Source organism: Aeromicrobium sp. 10G20-16 (assembly GCF_055809665.1).
In genome coordinates this window covers 2,929,006-2,946,186 of sequence record NZ_CM147919.1, presented here as the reverse complement: position 1 = coordinate 2,946,186, position 17,181 = coordinate 2,929,006, and the positions used below count along the sequence as shown (strand labels likewise).

Sequence of the window (17,181 nt, the reverse complement as noted above, 5' to 3'; positions counted from 1 at the left end):
TGACTCACAGCAAGGATCCAGCCACGCACAGGCTCGACCGAGGACACTGGTGTCATGAACGACACCCTCACCCGTCCGGACGGCAGCCCGCTGCGCGTGCTCGTCGTCGACGACGAGGTGAACATCGCCGAGCTGCTGCAGATGGCGCTGCGGTACGAGGGCTGGGACATCACCATGGCCCACACCGGGCGCACCGCGGTCACCAGCGCCAAGGACACCGCCCCGGACGCGATCGTGCTCGACATGATGCTGCCGGACTTCGACGGCATGGAGGTGCTGCGCCGGGTCCGGGTCCACTCCCCCGACGTGCCGGTGCTGTTCCTCACCGCTCGCGACGCCGTCGAGGACCGGGTCGCCGGCCTGACCGCCGGCGGCGACGACTACGTGACCAAGCCGTTCAGCCTCGAGGAGGTCGTGGCGCGCCTGCGCGGACTGATGCGACGCAGCGGCGTGGCGGCGGAGCGGTCCAGCTCGGTGCTGCGGGTGGGCGACCTGGTCCTCGACGAGGACAGCCGTGACGTGCACCGCGGCGACCGGGAGATCGAGCTGACCGCCACCGAGTTCGAGCTGCTCCGCTACCTGATGCGCAACCCCCGCCGGGTGCTGTCGAAGTCGCAGATCCTGGACCGCGTGTGGGAGTACGACTTCGGCGGCCAGGCCAACGTCGTCGAGCTGTACATCTCCTACCTGCGCAAGAAGATCGAGGCCGGTGACGACCCACCGATGATCCACACGAAGCGTGGTGCCGGCTACGTCCTGAAGCCGGCCGAGTGAGACGCCTCCTGCCCGCGTCCCTCAGCGGTCGCCTGATCGCCACCGTGGTGGCGTTCGTGGCGATCGTCAGCGTGCTGATCGCGCTCACGACCACCGTGGTGCTGCGCTCGTACCTGATGAACCGGCTCGACGACGACCTCGACCGGTCACTCGGTCGCACGCAGACCGCGATCCGCGGCGAGCGTCCGAGCGGCATCGGCGGACCGGGCCCGGCGGGCATGCTGCCCAATCCGCGCGGCAACGTCGAGGGCAGCATCAGCGCGCTCATCGGGCCGAACGGTGCCTCCCTGGGCAGCCGGGTGACCCGGGCCGGCGGTCTGCGGTCACTCGACGCCACGGCGCTCGCAGCGCTGACCGACATCGAACCTGCGCAACCACCTCGCACCATCGACGTTCCCGGGTACGGCTCCTTCCGGGTGGCGGCCGCCACCACCCGCGGCAACGCCGTGGTCGTCCAGGGCGTGCCGACCCGCGACGTCGACGAGACGGTCGCGACCCTGATCGTGTGGGAGCTCGTGCTGGCCGGACTCGGCGTGGTGGCGGCCGCCGTCGCCGGCCGGTCCCTGATCCGTCGCCAGCTGCGTCCGCTGCGGCAGGTCGCGACCACGGCGCACGAGGTCACTTCGTTGGACCTGGCCTCCGGCGAGGTCGGCGAGACGTCGCGCGTCCCGGAGTCGTTGACCGACCCCGGCACCGAGGTGGGCCAGGTCGGTGAGGCCCTGAACCAGCTGCTCGGACACGTCGAGGCCGCCCTGGGGGCGCGCCACGAGAGCGAGCAGCAGGCGCGGCAGTTCCTCGCCGATGCCTCGCACGAGCTGCGCACCCCGCTGGCGACCATCAAGGGCTACTCCGAGCTGGTGCGCCGCGTCGAGATGACCGACCCGGACGAGCTGGGCCAGGTGCTCGGCAAGGTCGAGGCCGAGGCCGGTCGCATGACCCGTCTGGTCGAGGACATGTTCCTGCTCGCACGCCTCGATGCGGGCCGGGACCTGCAGCGCACGCGGGTCGACCTGACCCGGGTGGTCGCCGAGGCCGTGCAGGACGCGTCGGTGGTGGACCCGGACCGCACCTGGACCTCGGACCTGCCGGACGGGCCCGTGACGCTCGACGGCGACGAGCAACGCCTGCACCAGCTGATCACCAACCTGCTGCGCAACGGCACCAACCACACGCCGGCCGGCAGCACCGTGCACACCGCCCTCACCGCGGACAACGCCACCGTCACGCTGACCGTGACCGACGACGGCCCCGGCATCGACGCCGCCCTGCTCCCCTCGATCTTCGACCGCTTCACCCGCGGCGACTCCTCCCGCACCCGGGCGTCGGGCGGCGCGGGTCTCGGCACCTCGCTGGTCCGGGCGATCGCGCACGCACACGGCGGAACGGTGGCCGTCACCAGCGCGCCGGGCAGGACGCAGTTCGCCGTCACCCTGCCGCGCTGACTTCCGCTCACCGCGCCAGCCCGAATATGATCACCGGGTGACCTCGCACCGCGCACGTCGGGCCGCCCGGTCACTGGCTGCGGTGATCACCGTGCTGATCGCCACCGTGCTGGGGGTCGCCGGATCCGCTTCCGCCGAGTCCCCCCTGAGCATCAGCGGGCCGATCACCGACCCGGCGGGCGTGCTCGGATCACGCACCGACGAAGTCCGAGCCGCTCTCGACGACTACTTCGACGCCACCGGCCAACAGCTGTTCGTCGTCTTCGTCCCCACCTTCGACGGCCTGGCCGGGCAGGACTGGGCCGACGAATCCGCGACCCGGTCCGACCTTGCACCCCAGGACATCCTGCTCGCCGTCGCCACGGACGAACGCGCGTTCGGCTACTCGGTCGACGACGCACAGAAGCTCTCGGACGCCGACCTGCAGAAGGTCGAGCGCGACGACATCCTGCCGAAGCTGCGTCAGCAGGACTGGGCCGGAGCTGCTATCGCGGCTGCGCAGGGCTACACCGCCGCAGCGCAGGGAGGCGGATTCCCCTGGGTCCCCGTGGGTCTCGGCGCGGCCGTGGTGGCAGGTGCGGGCGCGCTCGTCGTGCGAAGCCGACGCCGTGCGGCCGACGACGCCGGCGACCTCGACCAACGGTGCGGCACCGCGCTGGTCAGTGCCGACAACACCCTGACCACCGCCGAGCAGGAGCTGGCGTTCGCCGAGGCGCAGTTCGGCACCGAGGCCACCCGCGACTTCCGGGCAGCGCTCGCCCAGGCTCGCACCGACACGCAGTCGGCCTTCGCCCTGCGGCAGCAGCTGGACGACTCGACTCCGGAGACGCCGGACGAGCACCAGCGGATCGGCACGCAGATCCTCCAGCTGTGCGCCGGGGTCGAGGCAGCAGTCGCCGAACAGGTCACCGCCTTCGACACCCTGCGCGACCTGCAGGCCACGGTGCCCGACGTGCTGGCCGCCATCCCCGACCGTGGCGAGCAGATCCGGGCCCGGCTCACCACGTCGCGCGCCGTGCTGGAGCGGCTGCGTGCCGACCACCCGGGCGTGCCGCTCGGGTCGGTCGAAGGCAACGTCGACCAGGCCGAACACCTGATTAGCGAGGCCACCCAGCAGGCCGACCTGGGGACGGCCGCCGTGACCGCGGACGACCGGGCCACGGCCGTCGTGCGGGCCAAGGCGGCCGAGGAGGCGCTCGGCCAGGCCTCCACGCTGCTGGACTCCCTCGACCACGCCGACGCCGACCTCGCAGCGGCACCACGGCAGATCGCCGAGCGCACCACCTCGATCACCCAGGACATCGACGATGCCGCTCGGCTCGGCGTCACGGACCCACCGGTGACGGCAGCACTGACCGCAGCCCGCGAGGCCGTCGACCACGCCGCCCGGCCCGATCGGGACCCGCTCGACGCCGTGCGGCGGCTGCAGACCGCCGAAGCCGAGCTCGACGACCTGCTCGCGCCGGCGCGGGCGGCGGCAGCCGAGGCCGAGAAGGCCCGCGTCGCCCTGCAGGAGTCGCTCGGGCGGGTGACGTCACGCGTCAGGTCCGTCAGCGACTTCATCGACACCCGTCGCGGCGCGGTCGGCGCCGACGCACGCACCCACCTGTCCGAGGCCGCACGCCTGCTCGACCGGGCCCAGCAGCTGGTCTCGACCGACCCGGCCGGTTCGCTGGAGATGCTGACGCAGGCCGAGCAGAGGGCCGACGACGCCGAACGACGCGCGCAGGCCGACGTACGACGCTGGGAGTCCGACCAGCGCGGATCGTCGAGCCCCGGCGGCTCGATCATCCTCGGTGGCATCGGCTCTGGGTCGTCACGCTCCTCCTCGAGCAGCCGGTCCTCGTCGTCGCGGCGACGCTCCAGCAGCACTCGGCGGTCGTCGCGGCGGTCCTCCGGCGGAGGATCGCGCGGACGACGCGGCGGCGGTGGCCGCTTCTGACCCCTCCGGTTTGCTGGTTCCGAACCTCCGAACGTCATACAGTCTCACCCAGGTAGCCCACACAGAAAGCAGCCCCGATGACCCAGAAGCAGTCGATCCTCGGCCGTGTCGCCCAGCTGACCAAGGCGAACATCAACTCACTCCTCGACAAGGCCGAGGACCCCGAGAAGATGCTCGACCAGCTCGTGCGCGACTACACCAACTCGATCGCCGACGCCGAGGAGGCCGTGGCACAGACGATCGGCAACCTGCGGATGGCCGAGGCCGACCACGCCGAGGACGTCCGCGCGGCCAAGGAGTGGGGCGCCAAGGCCATCGCCGCGTCGCAGAAGGGTGACTCGCTGCGTGCCGAGGGCAAGGCTGACGAGGCCGACAAGTTCGACAACCTCGCCAAGGTCGCGCTGAGCAAGCAGATCAGCTACGAGAACGAGGCCAAGTCCGCCGCGCCGCAGATCGCGTCGCAGAACGAGGTCGTCGAGAAGCTCAAGACCGGCCTGGTGCAGATGAAGGGCAAGCTCGAGGAGCTGCAGTCCAAGCGCGACCAGCTCGTGGCGCGTCAGAAGACCGCCGAGGCCCAGGCCCAGGTGCAGGACGCCGTCAAGTCCATCGACGTGCTCGACCCCACCAGCGAGGTGTCGCGGTTCGAGGACAAGGTCCGCCGGGTCGAGGCCCAGGTCGCCGGCCAGGCAGAGCTCGCCGCGTCCAGCCTGGACTCGCAGTTCGCCGAGCTCGAGATGGACAGCGACGCCCTCGAGGTCGAGGCCCGTCTCTCCGAGCTGAAGAGCGGCGCGGCACCGGCCGTCGAAGCCCCCACCGAGTAGGAGACCCCCATGGCCAAGATCAATCACTCCCTGAGCTATCCCGGCGCCGACGTGGAAGCGGTCTACGGGCTCATCTCCGACCAGGCGTTCCGCACCGAGTCGTGCGAGCACCAGGACTCGTCGGACATCAGCGTGACCGTCGAGGAGTCCGGCGACGGCTGCTCGGTCACCATCGTGCGCACCCAGGAAGCGGCGATGCCCGACTTCGTCAAGAAGCTCACCGGCGACACCGTGAAGGTCAAGCAGACCGAGAAGTGGAGCGGTCCCGCGGCCGACGGCACCCGCACCGCAGACGTCAAGGTCAGCATCATCGGTCAGCCGGCCGAGATGAACGGCACCGCCACCCTCGCCCCCGGCGGCAAGGGCGCGACCTTCGTCGTCACCGGCGACGTCAAGGTCTCGATCCCGTTCCTCGGCAAGAAGATCGAGCCGGAGGTGGCCAAGGCCATCGTCGCCTCGCTCGACGAAGAGGTCGAGTACGGGATGACGAAGCTGTAGTCAGCCCACCAGCTCGATGACGGCGGCGATCTCCTGCGTGGCGAACCACGCGAGGTCGCCGCTGTCGTCGACGGCCACGTGCAGCGCCTCGACGTCGTGCAGCGTGATCGGGCCGTCCGGGTCATCGGTCTCGGCGACCGCCACGGCGGGCGCCTCCTCCGCGGCGGCCTCCAGGGCGGCGAGCTCGTCGTCCTCGTCGGTCGAGGCGGCCAGGTAGCCCTCGACCTCGATGGCGTCGCCGGCCTCGAGCCGCTGCAGCTCGCTGGCGCCCACGGGCAGGTAGACCCTCATGACCTCTGCTCCCTCACCGCTGCGGCCGCTGCCGGCCCCGCGGGGCACGGCTGGAACGAGATGTCACGGTGTCGACCAGCTCGGCCAGCGCCTCGCCGATGCACTGCGCCAGCACGTCGACGTCGGGGACTGCCTCACGATCGGCGACGATGCCGAAGAACACCTTGCTGCGGTAGGACGTGACACCGATCGAGATCGCGCGATGCCCGCTCAGCGGGACGCACGGGTACACCTCGGCCACCGCCTCGCCGGCCATGTAGACCGGGTCCTGCGGTCCGGGGACGTTGGTGATGACGATCTGGTGGCCACGACCCGATTCTGCGTCGGCCACCCGGGCGCCGACGGCGTGGAACGTGGAGGTGGCGAACCCGGGGAGGTTGGCCAGCGTGTTGGCCGCGACGGCCGAGCCGGTCTCGCGGTGGTCCTTCAGGGCGTACGACACCTGGTGCAGGCGCACGACCGGGTTGGTCTCCCCCACCGGCAGGGACAGCAGGTGGCCGCGCACGGTGGACCCCAGGGACGTGGGAAGACCGTCACCGGCAGCCACCGACATGGGCACCATGGCGCGGAAGCTGGTCTTGGCGGTGACCGGTTCGGCCCGGGTGAGCATCCAGCCGCGGATGCCACCGGCGATCGAGGCGAGGATCACGTCGTTGACGGTGCCGCCGTGGGCCTCGCGCACGGCGCGGAACTGATCGAGATCTGCCGCCAGGGTCGCGAAGCGACGGTGCCGCGACAACTCGGTGGACAGCACGGTGCGCGGGACCGAGCCGTCGGTGCCGATCACCGGCAGCTTGCGCGCCAGCCGACCGAGGTTGTGCTCGGTGACCCGCAGCGCCTCGGCGGGGTGCTTCGCGTTGTGGCGCAACGTGCTGGTGACCAGTCCGGTGACCCCGGGCCCCGAGCGGGGCTCCCAGTCCTGGTGCGGGATGTCGCGCTCGGCGGCGGTCTCCTCCAGCAGCACCTGGGCGAGGTCGATGGTGTGCGAGCCGTCGACCAGCGCCTGGTGCGCCTTGAACAACAGGGCCAGCTGATCGCCCTGGTACCCCTCGATCAGGTACAGCTCCCACAGGGCACGGTCCAGGTCGAGGCGGCGGGCGATCAGCCGCCCGACCAGCTCGTGCAGGGAGTCCAGCGTGCCCGGCCGGGGCAGCGCCGAGCGGCGCACGTGCAGCGAGATGTCGAAGTTCTCGTCGTCGAGCCAGACCGGGGTGCCCAGTCCGCCCGGCACGAACCGTGGCACCTGGCGGTAGCGCGGCACCAGGTCGATGCGCTCGTTGATGACGTGGACCAGCCGGTCGTGATCGAGCTGGGCGCCGGGCTCGAGGATCGCGAGGGACGCCACCTGACGCGGCACCGTGGGGCTGTCCTGATGCAGGAACATCGCGTCCAGCGGGCTCAACCGTTGCATCGCACTCCTCGGTTCGGTGCGAAGAAAGTTACCACCCAGTCAGAACAGGCTCCCGGCGAACGCCTCCACGCGAGCCACGAAGGGCGAGGAGGGCGCGGCAACCCGTGGCGTGCGGCCGGTGATGGCCGCCGCGTCCCAGGTGGACTGGTCGAACGGCAGGTGCGCCTGCGGTGTCACACCGGTGAGTCGGGCCACGGTGGCGTTGACCTCGCGATCGGACCATCCGAGTGATCGGCGGGTCATGTTGAGCAGCACCCGCGGCGATCGTCCGGGCGCCACCGATGAGAGGTCGTGCAGGGCGCGCACCAGTCGGGTGAGCCCGACGGGCTCGGCCCGTCCGACCACGATGATCTCGTCGGCCCGTTCGAGCACGGCGATCGTGGTCTGGTGACGACCTGCTGGTCCCGGCCCGTCCGACACGATCCCGTGACCGCAGTCCACGACCACCGCCTCGGACGTCTGGCGCAGACGGCTGAGCACCAGGTCGAACGCACTCGGCCTGATCTGGGCCCACATGTCGGCCCGCGGCAGCCCGCTGACGAGCCGCAGGCATGGTTCGACCACCTCGGCGTGCTGGTCGGTCTCGTCGGCTCGGCCCTGGTTGGCGGCCCGGCACGCGGCCAGCAACCCGGACACGTCACCCAACACGACCCCCCAAAGCATCGGGGCTCAGGATCGCCAGATCACATCCACCACCGCGTTCGACGTACCACCAGCCACACCAACCGTTGTCGTCTCCGACGACGTGATCACGTCCACCCGCTCCACCAGCGACCCCAGCAGCTGGCGGCGAACCTCCACCGCCTCGTGCTCCCAAACCTCCAGCAGTCCCGCCGCAACCTGCACCCGATCCACGGCTGCCGCACGTCCCTCCCGCGCGATCTCCTCCAATCGTTCGGCAACCACCTGCCGCCGCCCCACCAGATCGTCACGCGCCGACTGGTATGCCCCCGCCGGCACCACACCTTCGGCCAGCTGGACCGTCAAGTTCGACAACGCCTCATCCAACCGTGCGACCTCACGCACAAGCCGCCGCTGCTCCCCCGCCGACGACACCTCCTCAGCCACCGACCGGGACGCCAGACGCGCCGCGTGGTCGACGTCTTCCACGTAGGCCTCCAGCTCGGCCAACACGACACCCTCAACGAACCGCATCGACACGTACCCGCCAGTACACCCGTTCGGGTCGTGCCGCCCGTACTCGGCGTACCGGCGACACCGGAACGCCGCCGACTGCTTCGGCCCTCGCGACTGACCCGTCATCGGCCCACCGCACCGGGCGCACTTCACCAGCCCCGACAGCACGTACCTCGACGACTTCACCCGGGCCGGCACGACTCGCGCCGCCGCCCGCCTGTCCGTGTAGGCCTGCCAGACCTCTGCGCTGACGACGGCCTCGTGCGCCCCCGGGTGGAGGGCCCCCTTCCACTTCACCAGGCCAGCACCGAACCCCGCGTCCATCACGTCAATCAGCACGCCCGCGGTCCACAGCCCCCCGCGGGTCGTCCTCGACCCCTCAGCGTTCAACCACGCCGCGATCAGCCGGAACCCCCGACCCGCCACGTACTGCTCGTACGCCTTCACTAGGAACCCGGCCTCGACCGGGTCGGGGACGTGCATCCCGGCGTCGCGGTCCATCCGGTACCCGAACCGTCGCGCCCCTGTCGGTGCGAGCCCCTTCGCCAGGCGTGAGCCGTGAACCTCCTTCCAGACCTCGCCGATGCGGTCGGACTCGAACGCCGCGAGCTCGACCAGCATCCCCCGGGTGAGCCGCCCCGTCGCGGTCCCGACGTCGACGTGCTCGGTGGACGACTCGATCCGGCCCCCGGCAACCTCTGCCCGGTCCGCCGCCAGCGCCCAGTCCCGGCGCGACCGCGACAACCGAGACCACTTCCACAACACGATGACGTCCGCACCGCCGGACTCCACCAGGTCCATCACCCGCACCACAGCGGGGCGCTTCCACGTCCGCCCACTGATCCCCGGGTCCGCCTCGACAGCGACGACCTCGTACCCCTGCGCCTCGCAGTAGGTGCGACACGACACCTCCTGCAGCTGGAGGCTGATGGAGTCGTCGTGGCTGATCGACTGCCGCAGGTACAGCACCGCCCGCGGCGGACTATCCGGGACCGGACGGAGTTGCCTACTCACCGCATTTCGCCCCCTTCGCGGGGTCGAAGACGTACTCGCCTTCGTTCAGTCCGGTGACATTAGCCCCCTTCTCGTCGGCTGCATATCTCCCGGTTCCCATGACAATCGCGTTGTCCGTCTTGCACACCAACCGCACGTAGTAGTCGTTTCCCCGCTCTCCTGCGAGAGCATCGGCAGCGTTCTTGAAGATCGTTTCGAGCACACCAGCATCGCTCGTTCCAACCTCAACAACGATGTAACCGTCGTCTCTACTGTCGAGGACGTTGAAGTCAGCGGAGGTGCCGGAGGTTGAGCACGCGCTAGCCAGTAGGACTGCGACGATGCCTGCTATTGCTCTGATCATGCTGCGTGCTCCATCTCTAGGTGATTCAGGCGCCGACGCAGGTACCCAGCTTCGGCGGGGTGGAGGTGACGGCATCGGGCCGCCAGGGTGGGGAGGTCAACAAGGAGATGCTCAGCGGCCTCGTCCGTCAATCGGCCGGCAGACGTCGCCAAGGCCTCCCCGAGATCCTCTAGATCGATTAACAACTTCGCCGAGTGCCGGACCGCGGCCGCCTCAGCCTTGCGATCGAACCGGTCGCAGTGAGCCAGATCGATGTGCGCGATCGCGTGCGCCAGGTCGCAACGCCGCTCCCACTTGGTGCGGTCCTGCTCGAGCAGGATGATCCGGTTCTTCACGCACATCACCTCGTGCAATCCCCTGAGTGGGACGCGTTCGATGATCCAGCCAGGGTGCCGCTCGCCGGCGTCGTCCCACGGGTTGTACGGCGCCATCAGGAACGCCGGTTGCGAATGTCGCGGATCAGCATCTCTAGGTACGGGGTCGCCTCGTTCATCAAGGTCTCCATCTCATCGTCCGCCAGGTCTTCTCTGACTCTGGTCAACAGCTCGAACTCAGGTTCACCCTCGTTGTCGGGGGTGACAGTTTGGCCACCCCTCCCCCATGTCGGTGACCCTTCGAGCAGCGAATACGGGTGCTCCAGCTGCCAGCCCAGAGCGGTCGATACAAGGTCCAGGGTGCCGCGCCCGACCGGTTCGCCGCGCTCGAGTCCAAGCAGCATTCGGGATGACCGGCCAACCACGTCGGCCCATGCCTGGGTGTCGCCGTAGCCGGCCTTCAAGCGCGCGTTGTATACGGCCCTGCCGAGCCTCTGCCACGCGTCTGCGGGGTACTTCTTCATGGGCTCACGCTCTCAGGAAGTGATCGGAAGAGTCTAGGCGTACTTAGAAGAGGTAATCAGAGGAAGCACCAGAAACACAAGGCAGTAACTCACCGGACGACACGCCGCCTGACCTGCGGAAACAGAACGTCTTCCACCTTCCTCTTGACTTCTTCCTTTCTCCTCTTCTAATCTCTTCCTATGACCAAGAGCGCAAGGCAGAACGGCGAAGCGATCCGCCACTTCCGGATCAAGGGCGGATGGAAGCCCGGGGAGTTCGCGACCCTCGCCCGCATCAGTTACTCGACGCTGGACAACATCGAGAACGAGCGGAAGAACGCCAGCCCCGAAGTGCTTCATCGGATCGCCGCAGTCCTGGACATCCCCGTCGGCGCGCTCATTCGCGACCCGAAGCTCTTCGCCAACTCGGTCGAGGCCACAGCATGACCGGCCCGTCCGCTGCTGCGATCGCCGAGGCCGGCCGGATCCTCGCCGCCGGCCGCCGTGCCGCCGCGGGGATGACACCGCGCCAGCAGGCCGAGGCCGCCTGGTCGCCGACCAGTCGTCACACCGTCGACGAGCTGGAAGACCAGATCCGCGCACGGCGGGGACTGCCCCTCAAGCACACCGCCTGAACCGTCCCCACACAAGCCGGGACCCGGCACCAACCACCAAGTCAGATACCGGGCCCACGAACTAGGAGAAGCATCCCATGGCAACAACCGCCAGCACCACCACCCGGCCGGACGCGCCGGTCCTCGCGAGCGAGGTCTACTCCGTCCAGGCCAACGCCACCGCAGCCGACATCCACGTCGAGTACGTCGAGTCGATGGGCCGCTACTGGATCCGCGTCGCCGACGGGATCTACATCTACCTCGACCGGGCCGGCATGGAGGCCGTCGCCTCCCAGGTCGCGCAGGTCCTCTCATGAGCGCCGCATTCGCCATTGTCCTCGCGTTCGCCGTCTTGACGCTGATCGGCCTGCTGTCGGACCGCCCGACCCGCCGGAACCGGTTCGAAGCCCACGTCGACCAGGCCATCGAGGTGACTCGATGACCATCCTCACCCCACCGGCCGAGGCCCAGCGCCACCACCAGCCGCCGGCCTGCCCGCCGAACCCCATCACCGTCTGCGTGTGCGGCGACGAGCTGCAGGACCACCACCCGGTCAGCCCGGACGTTGCCCCCGACGCGGATGCGGCCTGCCCGGGCAGCCTGCGGGGCACGTTCGAGCCGGTCGACCCCGACGACCTCGACTGCGAAGCCGCGACCGACTGCACCGTCTGCGGCGTCACCATCTGCACCGAGCACTCGGTCGAGTTCACCACCTGTGTCGACGACTCCCTTGACCCTCACCACGTGGTCTGCGCGTCGCGGTGCCCCTCCTGCGCGGAGGCCGACCGATGAGCCGCGGCATCCCGTTGTACAGCTGCAGCGACGCCCAGTTCGCCGCCGCCGAACAGGCCTGGGAAGACAGCCAGTTCGCCCGCTCCCGCTGGGCCGACTACGACGGCGACGCTCCCGAGGAGACCCCCGAAGAAGCAGCCGCTCAGGCGTACCTCGACGAGCGTTGGGGAGGCGACGCAGCATGACCGCCACCGACACCCCACTCGTCCCCGGTACCACCGCGTGGGCCCGGCTCATCACCGCCAGCAAGGTGTCCGCAATTCTCGGCCTGTCGCCCTACGACTCGCCGCTGTCGTGCTGGCACAAGATGAAGGGCAATGTCCCGCTCGAGCAGGAGACCGAGGACCACCGGCGGGGGCACTACGCCGAGCCCGCGATCCTCGCGTGGTGGCGCGACCAGCACGAGGTCCGCGACCTCAAGTCCCAGCCCCAGTTCACCCGTGACGACCTGCCATGGGCGGCCGCGACACCGGACGCCTCCGCAACGGTGACTGACCCCCTGTTTCCGGGCGCGTTCGAGAGCGTCGTTGTCGAGGCCAAGACCGCCCGCGACATGGCCGAATGGGGCGAGCCCGGCACCGACGAGGTCCCCCCGTACTACTACGTCCAGGCCATGTTCCAGCTGCACATCTCCGGCAGGACCCGCTGCTACATGCCCGTCTGGGGCTCGTGGTTCGACATGGCCGAGTACGTCATCGACTACGACCCCGAGATCGCCGCCGGCATCATCGCCCGCTGCGCCGACTTCTGGGCCTCACTCGAGGCCAACGAACCCCCACCGCTCGACGACACCGTCGCCACCATCCAGACCCTCAAGGCACTCCACCCGCTGATCGAGGACGGCCTGATCGCCGACCTGGACACCGACACCGCCGTCGAGTTCATCGACGCCACCAACGCGCACAAGGCTGCCGAAGCGCGCAAGCGCGCCGCCCAGTCCGCCGTCCTCGCAGCCATGGGAGCAGCGCAGTACGGCCACCACGGCGACACCCGCATCGCCCGCAGGCAACCCGCCCGCGGCGACGCCGTCGCCCTCTACCAGGTCGCCAAGACGGCCGACCACATCACACAGGGAGCAACATCATGACCGCACTCGAACAGTACGACGACCAGCCCGTCGCCGTCCCCGCCCCGCAGCTGACCTCCGGCGCCATGTCCATGGTCCGCGAGTACACCGCCGCCATGGCCGACGCCCACACGTTCGCGACCGCGATCTGCCGGTCCCCGTTCGTCGCCGACCACTTCAAGGGCAAGCCCGAGGACACCGCCCTCGCGATCCTCTACGGCGCATCCGTCGGCTTCGACCCGATGACCGCCGTCCAGCAGCTCTACGTCATCGGCGGCCGCCCCGCCCTGTACTCCCGCGCGATGGTCGCCGTTGTCCTCTCCGCCGGCCACAACATCTGGACCGAGGACGAGGGCGAAGGGACCGTCACCGTCGCCGGCCACCGCAAGGAGTCCCCCGACAAGGTCGTCCGTGTCACATGGACCAGCGAACAGGCCGAGCGCGCCGGGTACGCCAAGAACCGCAAGTACCAGACCGACCCCCGCGCGATGCTCTACGCCCGCGCATCCGGCGACGTCGCCCGCCGCATCGCCCCCGACGCCCTCCTCGGCCTGGCCTACAACGTCGAGGAGATGCAGCTGGTCGAGCAGGCCCCCCGGCCGACACGGGCCACGACCAGCACGAAGGACCGCGTCCGCGCAGCCGTGGCCGCCCCCCAGACGTCCGACTCGGCCGCCGCAGACGGCGCCGCCCCTCCCTCGGAGCCCGACGCGGCTCCCGCGGCCGAGTCGGACTCCATCACCGACCAGCAGTCCAAGCTGCTGCACGTCCTCATCGGGAAGCTGGGCCTGACCAGGGAGCAGAGCTTCTCCGGCTGCGCTGCGATCCTCGGTCGCCCAGTCGAGTCGACGTCCGACCTGACCAAGGCCGAGGCGGCGAAGGTCATCGACAGCCTCGAGGAGCGGATCCGTGTCGACGGGATCGAGGACGTCGACGTCGTCGACGACCCGAACAGCCACTGGAACGGGGTGGCCGAGTGATGGGGGTTCCGGTGGCCGCGACGTCACGCGTGACTGCGCGTCGGCGCCTCACCGGTACCGGCCGTCACGCCGCGGCCTACGACGACATCGCAGACCGCCGCGACCAAGCCCACTCCCTGTTCCCATCCCTCGACGACCGCCCCCGCCACAGGGCAGACCAGGAGGCCACCTCATGACCAGCTGGGCCGACCAGACCATGTACGGCTTCGACATCGAGTCCACAGGCGTCGACGTCCACACCGACCGCATCGTCACCGCCACCGTCGTCAAGATCGTCAACGGGACCGAAGAAGCCAAGCGCACCTGGCTCCTCGACCCCGGCATCGAGATCCCCGAAGGCGCCACCAACATCCACGGCATCACCACCGAGAAGGCACGCACCGACGGGATCCCCGCCCTCGACGGTGTCGCCCAGATCGCCGACACCGTCACCGGGGTCCTGAGGTCCGGGCTCCCGCTGGTCGCGTTCAACGCCGCCTACGACCTCTCGCTCCTCGAGGTCGAGTGCCGCCGCCACAACCTCCCAGGGGTCACCAGTGCCCCGCTGCTGTCGGTGATCGACCCCATGGTGCTGGCGAAGGGCATCGACACGATCCGCGACAAGAGGTTCATCAAGGGCCGCAAGTTCACGCTCCCCGACCTGTGCGCCTGGTACAAGGTGCCGTTCACCGAGTCGCACGACGCGACCGCCGATGCCGCGGGTGCGGTGCTGCTCGCTCAGGCGATCGCGGCTGCGGACTCCTCTGTGGCTGCGATGGGGCCGCAGGCGTTGCACCAGCTGCAGGTGACGTGGCGTCGGGAGATGCAGCGGTCGTTGCGGGAGTACTTCGACCGGGCGGGCAAGGAGCACGACGGGGTCGACGGTGGGTGGCCGTTGCACACGGCCCTGCAGTCCCAGGCGGTACCGGCATGAGAACCCTGTTCCACTTCACGTGCTCGGACGGCTTCCGCGGAATCATCGAGGCAGGACTGATCCGCCCCGGTGCCGACGGACTCGTCTGGCTCACCGATCTGCCGAAGCCACGACGACGAGCAGTGGGATTGACCTCGTACACGTTGTCGTGCGATCGCATGGAGCATCGGTTGGTCGTCGAGACGGACCTCGCTGTCCCCTGGGCCGAACTGACCACCACGCTGCAGACGGCCGAGGAGCGGGCCTGGGCATCTGGTCTCGAGCGAACGCCGGGAGCCCGGCCGGCGAACTGGTACGTCGCGACTCGTCCGATTCGGGCGCTGGTGCCGGCATGACCGAGCTCCTCCTCATCACCCCCATCAGCGTCGCCGGCTGGACCTTCGTCATCTGGTGGACCCGCCACCTCACCGCAACCGACCACATGGCCGCCTACCGCCCCAACCCCGACGACATCGCCCACACCGAAGCGACCCTCCCCCGCATGACCGGAGACACCCGATGACCACCACCGTCACCACACCTACCGACGCGCCCGAGGTCAGCACCATCGACCACCTCGACTACGACATCACCTGCGAGATCATCCACACCCTCACCGGCCCATGCTCCACCGAAGCGGACTGGTGGCTCGTCGCACGACACCACTGCATCCCCGACGAGACCATCGCCCGCTTCGTCTGCCAGGACCACCTCGACTACTTCATGAACGACGACGGCACCGTCCGCTGCGCCGCCTGCCGCGAGGTCTACCCAGCGCGCCCCACCATCTTCCGAACCGAGCGCATCCGATGACCCGCAGAGTCGTCGGCCTTGACCTGTCCCTGACCTCCACAGGCATCGCCACCATCACCGGACCCGCCACCACCGTGTCCCGCGTCCAGTCCAAGGGCAGAGCCACCGCCACCCTCACCGACCGCTCCCAGCGCCTCATCGACCTCGCTTGCACCATCACGAACGACTACGTGAACGCCGGAGACCTCGTCGTCATCGAGTACCCGACCCTCTCCCAGGGACGCCAATCCGGACACCTCGACAGGCACGGCCTCTGGTGGCTCGTGGTCACCAAGCTCATGGGTAAGGCCACCGTCGTCGAGGTCCCTGCCAGCTGCCTCAAGAAGTACGCCACCGGCAAGGGCAACGCCGACAAGGACTCGGTCCTCCTGGCTGTCGCCCGCCGATTCCCCGACGTCGAGATCACGGGCAACGACGAAGCCGACGCCCTCGTCCTCGCCGCCATGGGCGCCCGCCACCTCGGCCAGCCCATCGACGACATGCCCATCACCCACACCACCGCGATGGCCAAGATCCGCTGGCCACTCCCGCAGGAGGCGAACTTCTGATGCCCACCAAGACCCACAGAGCCCACGGCACCCGCGTCAAGTACGTCATCGACAAGTGCCGCTGCGACGACTGCCGCGAGGCATCCCGCGCAGCCGAAGCAGTCCGCCGACGCCAACGGGCCTACGGCATCCCCGCCTACGTCGACGCCACACCAGCCCGCGCCCACGTCCGACGCCTCGGCACCCAAGGCATGGGCTGGAAGCGCGTCGCCCGCGCCGCAGGACTCTCCCCGTCAGTCGTCTGGAAGCTCGTCTACGGCGACCGCACCCGCTTCGACGGACCCTCCAAGCGCATCCGGCCCGCCACCGCCGAAGCGATCCTCGCAGTCGAACTCGACCTCGCCGACGGAGCCATCATCGACAGCACCGGAACTACCAGGCGTATCCAGGCGCTCGTCGCTCTCGGATGGTCCCAGTCCGAGATCGGGCGACGGATCGGCGTCAAGGCAACCAACATGAGCCCCCTCGCCCACGGGAGTCGACCGGTCTGCGTCGCGACCGCTCGGGCCGTCGCAGACCTGTACGACCAGCTGTCGATGACCCCAGCACCGGGCGGCGACAGACACACCAACACCTCGCGCACCCGGGCCCGTAACTACGCGAGCGCCAACGGCTGGGTCCCCCCGTTGGCCTGGGACGAGGACACGATCGACGACCCCAACGCGAGCCCATTCGGCACCCCCATCGAGCCGCAGGAACCAGAACTCGACCAGGTCGCGATCGAACGCCGCATGGCCGGCGACCGGACCGTCCGCCTCACACGAGCCGAGAAGGTCGCCCTCGTCGCCCGCTGGCAAGCCTCCGGCCGACCCCTGGCGCAGCTCAGGCGCACCACCGGCCTGAACGCATACCGCTACCTCGCCGGCGGCGAGGCCGCATGACCGCACTGCACGTCGACGAGCTCTGGTACGTCACCGACCTCGGCAACGACGACCTCGTCATCACCACACCCGCCATCGACACCGTCCAACCCAACGGAGACCTCC

Annotated in this window: 26 protein-coding genes; 19 read left to right on the top strand and 7 right to left on the bottom strand. The window is 69.5% G+C overall.

The window, feature by feature from the left end:
- Positions 1 to 54 precede the first annotated feature (54 nt).
- The 5 genes from AC0L5F_RS15180 to AC0L5F_RS15160 all read left to right on the top strand — a co-directional run bounded on the left by AC0L5F_RS15180 (position 55) and on the right by AC0L5F_RS15160 (position 5,477).
- Positions 55 to 774 (top strand): response regulator transcription factor, encoded by a 720-nt coding sequence (locus AC0L5F_RS15180; RefSeq protein ID WP_473314258.1) that lies wholly within the window; start codon positions 55 to 57, stop codon positions 772 to 774.
- Positions 771 to 2,216: a sensor histidine kinase gene (locus tag AC0L5F_RS15175; RefSeq protein ID WP_473314257.1), complete on the top strand. Its 1,446-nt coding sequence runs from the start codon at positions 771 to 773 to the stop codon at positions 2,214 to 2,216. The genes AC0L5F_RS15180 and AC0L5F_RS15175 overlap by 4 nt, the downstream gene beginning before the upstream one ends.
- A gap of 37 nt (positions 2,217 to 2,253) precedes the next feature.
- Positions 2,254 to 4,158, top strand: a complete 1,905-nt coding sequence (locus tag AC0L5F_RS15170; protein ID WP_473314256.1) for a TPM domain-containing protein — start codon at positions 2,254 to 2,256, stop codon at positions 4,156 to 4,158.
- 77 nt (positions 4,159 to 4,235) lie between these two features.
- Positions 4,236 to 4,979: a PspA/IM30 family protein gene (locus AC0L5F_RS15165; RefSeq protein ID WP_473314255.1), complete on the top strand. Its 744-nt coding sequence runs from the start codon at positions 4,236 to 4,238 to the stop codon at positions 4,977 to 4,979.
- A 9-nt stretch (positions 4,980 to 4,988) separates the two neighbouring features.
- Positions 4,989 to 5,477, top strand: coding sequence for a DUF2505 domain-containing protein (locus AC0L5F_RS15160; protein WP_473314254.1), 489 nt, complete (start codon positions 4,989 to 4,991; stop codon positions 5,475 to 5,477).
- Here AC0L5F_RS15160 and AC0L5F_RS15155 read toward each other — a convergent pair whose 3' ends face one another.
- From AC0L5F_RS15155 to AC0L5F_RS15125, 7 genes are read right to left on the bottom strand one after another with little or no spacing between them, the layout of a single operon-like run.
- The gene (locus AC0L5F_RS15155; protein ID WP_473314253.1) at positions 5,478 to 5,768 is read right to left on the bottom strand and encodes a hypothetical protein; all 291 of its coding nucleotides are present in this window, start codon (positions 5,766 to 5,768) and stop codon (positions 5,478 to 5,480) included. It lies immediately after the preceding gene.
- A gap of 13 nt (positions 5,769 to 5,781) precedes the next feature.
- Positions 5,782 to 7,179, bottom strand: coding sequence for a wax ester/triacylglycerol synthase family O-acyltransferase (locus AC0L5F_RS15150; RefSeq protein WP_473314252.1), 1,398 nt, complete (start codon positions 7,177 to 7,179; stop codon positions 5,782 to 5,784).
- Between the two features lie 39 nt (positions 7,180 to 7,218).
- A complete protein-coding gene (locus tag AC0L5F_RS15145; RefSeq protein ID WP_473314251.1) occupies positions 7,219 to 7,824 on the bottom strand; it encodes a CpaE/TadZ family protein in 606 nt (201 codons plus the stop codon).
- 24 nt (positions 7,825 to 7,848) lie between these two features.
- Positions 7,849 to 9,285 carry a recombinase family protein gene (locus AC0L5F_RS15140; RefSeq protein ID WP_473314250.1) on the bottom strand — a complete coding sequence of 479 codons (1,437 nt, stop codon included), beginning with the start codon at positions 9,283 to 9,285 and terminating at the stop codon, positions 7,849 to 7,851.
- A 37-nt stretch (positions 9,286 to 9,322) separates the two neighbouring features.
- On the bottom strand, positions 9,323 to 9,673 hold the full coding sequence (locus AC0L5F_RS15135; RefSeq protein WP_473314249.1) for a hypothetical protein: 351 nt from the start codon (positions 9,671 to 9,673) through the stop codon (positions 9,323 to 9,325).
- Positions 9,670 to 10,104, bottom strand: a complete 435-nt coding sequence (locus tag AC0L5F_RS15130) for a hypothetical protein (RefSeq protein ID WP_473314248.1) — start codon at positions 10,102 to 10,104, stop codon at positions 9,670 to 9,672. Before AC0L5F_RS15130 ends, AC0L5F_RS15135 begins: the two co-directional genes overlap by 4 nt.
- The gene (locus AC0L5F_RS15125) at positions 10,104 to 10,511 is read right to left on the bottom strand and encodes a hypothetical protein (RefSeq protein ID WP_473314247.1); all 408 of its coding nucleotides are present in this window, start codon (positions 10,509 to 10,511) and stop codon (positions 10,104 to 10,106) included. Before AC0L5F_RS15125 ends, AC0L5F_RS15130 begins: the two co-directional genes overlap by 1 nt.
- Positions 10,512 to 10,691: 180 nt before the next feature.
- On the opposite strand from AC0L5F_RS15125, the gene AC0L5F_RS15120 reads away from it, so the two are divergent.
- The 14 genes from AC0L5F_RS15120 (at position 10,692) to AC0L5F_RS15055 (ending at position 17,076) form a co-directional block, all read left to right on the top strand.
- Positions 10,692 to 10,937: a helix-turn-helix domain-containing protein gene (locus AC0L5F_RS15120; protein WP_473314246.1), complete on the top strand. Its 246-nt coding sequence runs from the start codon at positions 10,692 to 10,694 to the stop codon at positions 10,935 to 10,937.
- Complete coding sequence (locus AC0L5F_RS15115) at positions 10,934 to 11,125, top strand: hypothetical protein (protein WP_473314245.1); 192 nt, start codon at positions 10,934 to 10,936, stop codon at positions 11,123 to 11,125. The genes AC0L5F_RS15120 and AC0L5F_RS15115 overlap by 4 nt, the downstream gene beginning before the upstream one ends.
- A 77-nt stretch (positions 11,126 to 11,202) precedes the next feature.
- Positions 11,203 to 11,421 (top strand): hypothetical protein, encoded by a 219-nt coding sequence (locus AC0L5F_RS15110; protein ID WP_473314244.1) that lies wholly within the window; start codon positions 11,203 to 11,205, stop codon positions 11,419 to 11,421.
- Positions 11,418 to 11,546: a hypothetical protein gene (locus AC0L5F_RS15105; protein WP_473314243.1), complete on the top strand. Its 129-nt coding sequence runs from the start codon at positions 11,418 to 11,420 to the stop codon at positions 11,544 to 11,546. Before AC0L5F_RS15110 ends, AC0L5F_RS15105 begins: the two co-directional genes overlap by 4 nt.
- Positions 11,543 to 11,896: a hypothetical protein gene (locus AC0L5F_RS15100; protein ID WP_473314242.1), complete on the top strand. Its 354-nt coding sequence runs from the start codon at positions 11,543 to 11,545 to the stop codon at positions 11,894 to 11,896. Before AC0L5F_RS15105 ends, AC0L5F_RS15100 begins: the two co-directional genes overlap by 4 nt.
- Positions 11,893 to 12,081, top strand: coding sequence for a hypothetical protein (locus AC0L5F_RS15095; RefSeq protein WP_473314241.1), 189 nt, complete (start codon positions 11,893 to 11,895; stop codon positions 12,079 to 12,081). Before AC0L5F_RS15100 ends, AC0L5F_RS15095 begins: the two co-directional genes overlap by 4 nt.
- Positions 12,078 to 12,983 (top strand): lambda-exonuclease family protein, encoded by a 906-nt coding sequence (locus AC0L5F_RS15090; RefSeq protein WP_473314240.1) that lies wholly within the window; start codon positions 12,078 to 12,080, stop codon positions 12,981 to 12,983. Before AC0L5F_RS15095 ends, AC0L5F_RS15090 begins: the two co-directional genes overlap by 4 nt.
- On the top strand, positions 12,980 to 13,942 hold the full coding sequence (locus AC0L5F_RS15085) for a hypothetical protein (protein ID WP_473314239.1): 963 nt from the start codon (positions 12,980 to 12,982) through the stop codon (positions 13,940 to 13,942). The genes AC0L5F_RS15090 and AC0L5F_RS15085 overlap by 4 nt, the downstream gene beginning before the upstream one ends.
- A gap of 172 nt (positions 13,943 to 14,114) precedes the next feature.
- On the top strand, positions 14,115 to 14,855 hold the full coding sequence (locus AC0L5F_RS15080; RefSeq protein ID WP_473314238.1) for an exonuclease domain-containing protein: 741 nt from the start codon (positions 14,115 to 14,117) through the stop codon (positions 14,853 to 14,855).
- Complete coding sequence (locus AC0L5F_RS15075) at positions 14,852 to 15,190, top strand: hypothetical protein (RefSeq protein ID WP_473314237.1); 339 nt, start codon at positions 14,852 to 14,854, stop codon at positions 15,188 to 15,190. The genes AC0L5F_RS15080 and AC0L5F_RS15075 overlap by 4 nt, the downstream gene beginning before the upstream one ends.
- Positions 15,187 to 15,357: a hypothetical protein gene (locus tag AC0L5F_RS15070; RefSeq protein ID WP_473314236.1), complete on the top strand. Its 171-nt coding sequence runs from the start codon at positions 15,187 to 15,189 to the stop codon at positions 15,355 to 15,357. Before AC0L5F_RS15075 ends, AC0L5F_RS15070 begins: the two co-directional genes overlap by 4 nt.
- On the top strand, positions 15,354 to 15,647 hold the full coding sequence (locus AC0L5F_RS15065) for a hypothetical protein (RefSeq protein ID WP_473314235.1): 294 nt from the start codon (positions 15,354 to 15,356) through the stop codon (positions 15,645 to 15,647). Before AC0L5F_RS15070 ends, AC0L5F_RS15065 begins: the two co-directional genes overlap by 4 nt.
- Positions 15,644 to 16,195 carry a hypothetical protein gene (locus AC0L5F_RS15060; RefSeq protein WP_473314234.1) on the top strand — a complete coding sequence of 184 codons (552 nt, stop codon included), beginning with the start codon at positions 15,644 to 15,646 and terminating at the stop codon, positions 16,193 to 16,195. Before AC0L5F_RS15065 ends, AC0L5F_RS15060 begins: the two co-directional genes overlap by 4 nt.
- Entirely contained in the window at positions 16,195 to 17,076 is an 882-nt protein-coding gene (locus AC0L5F_RS15055; protein WP_473314233.1) for a hypothetical protein, read from the top strand. Before AC0L5F_RS15060 ends, AC0L5F_RS15055 begins: the two co-directional genes overlap by 1 nt.
- Positions 17,077 to 17,181: the final 105 nt, after the last annotated feature.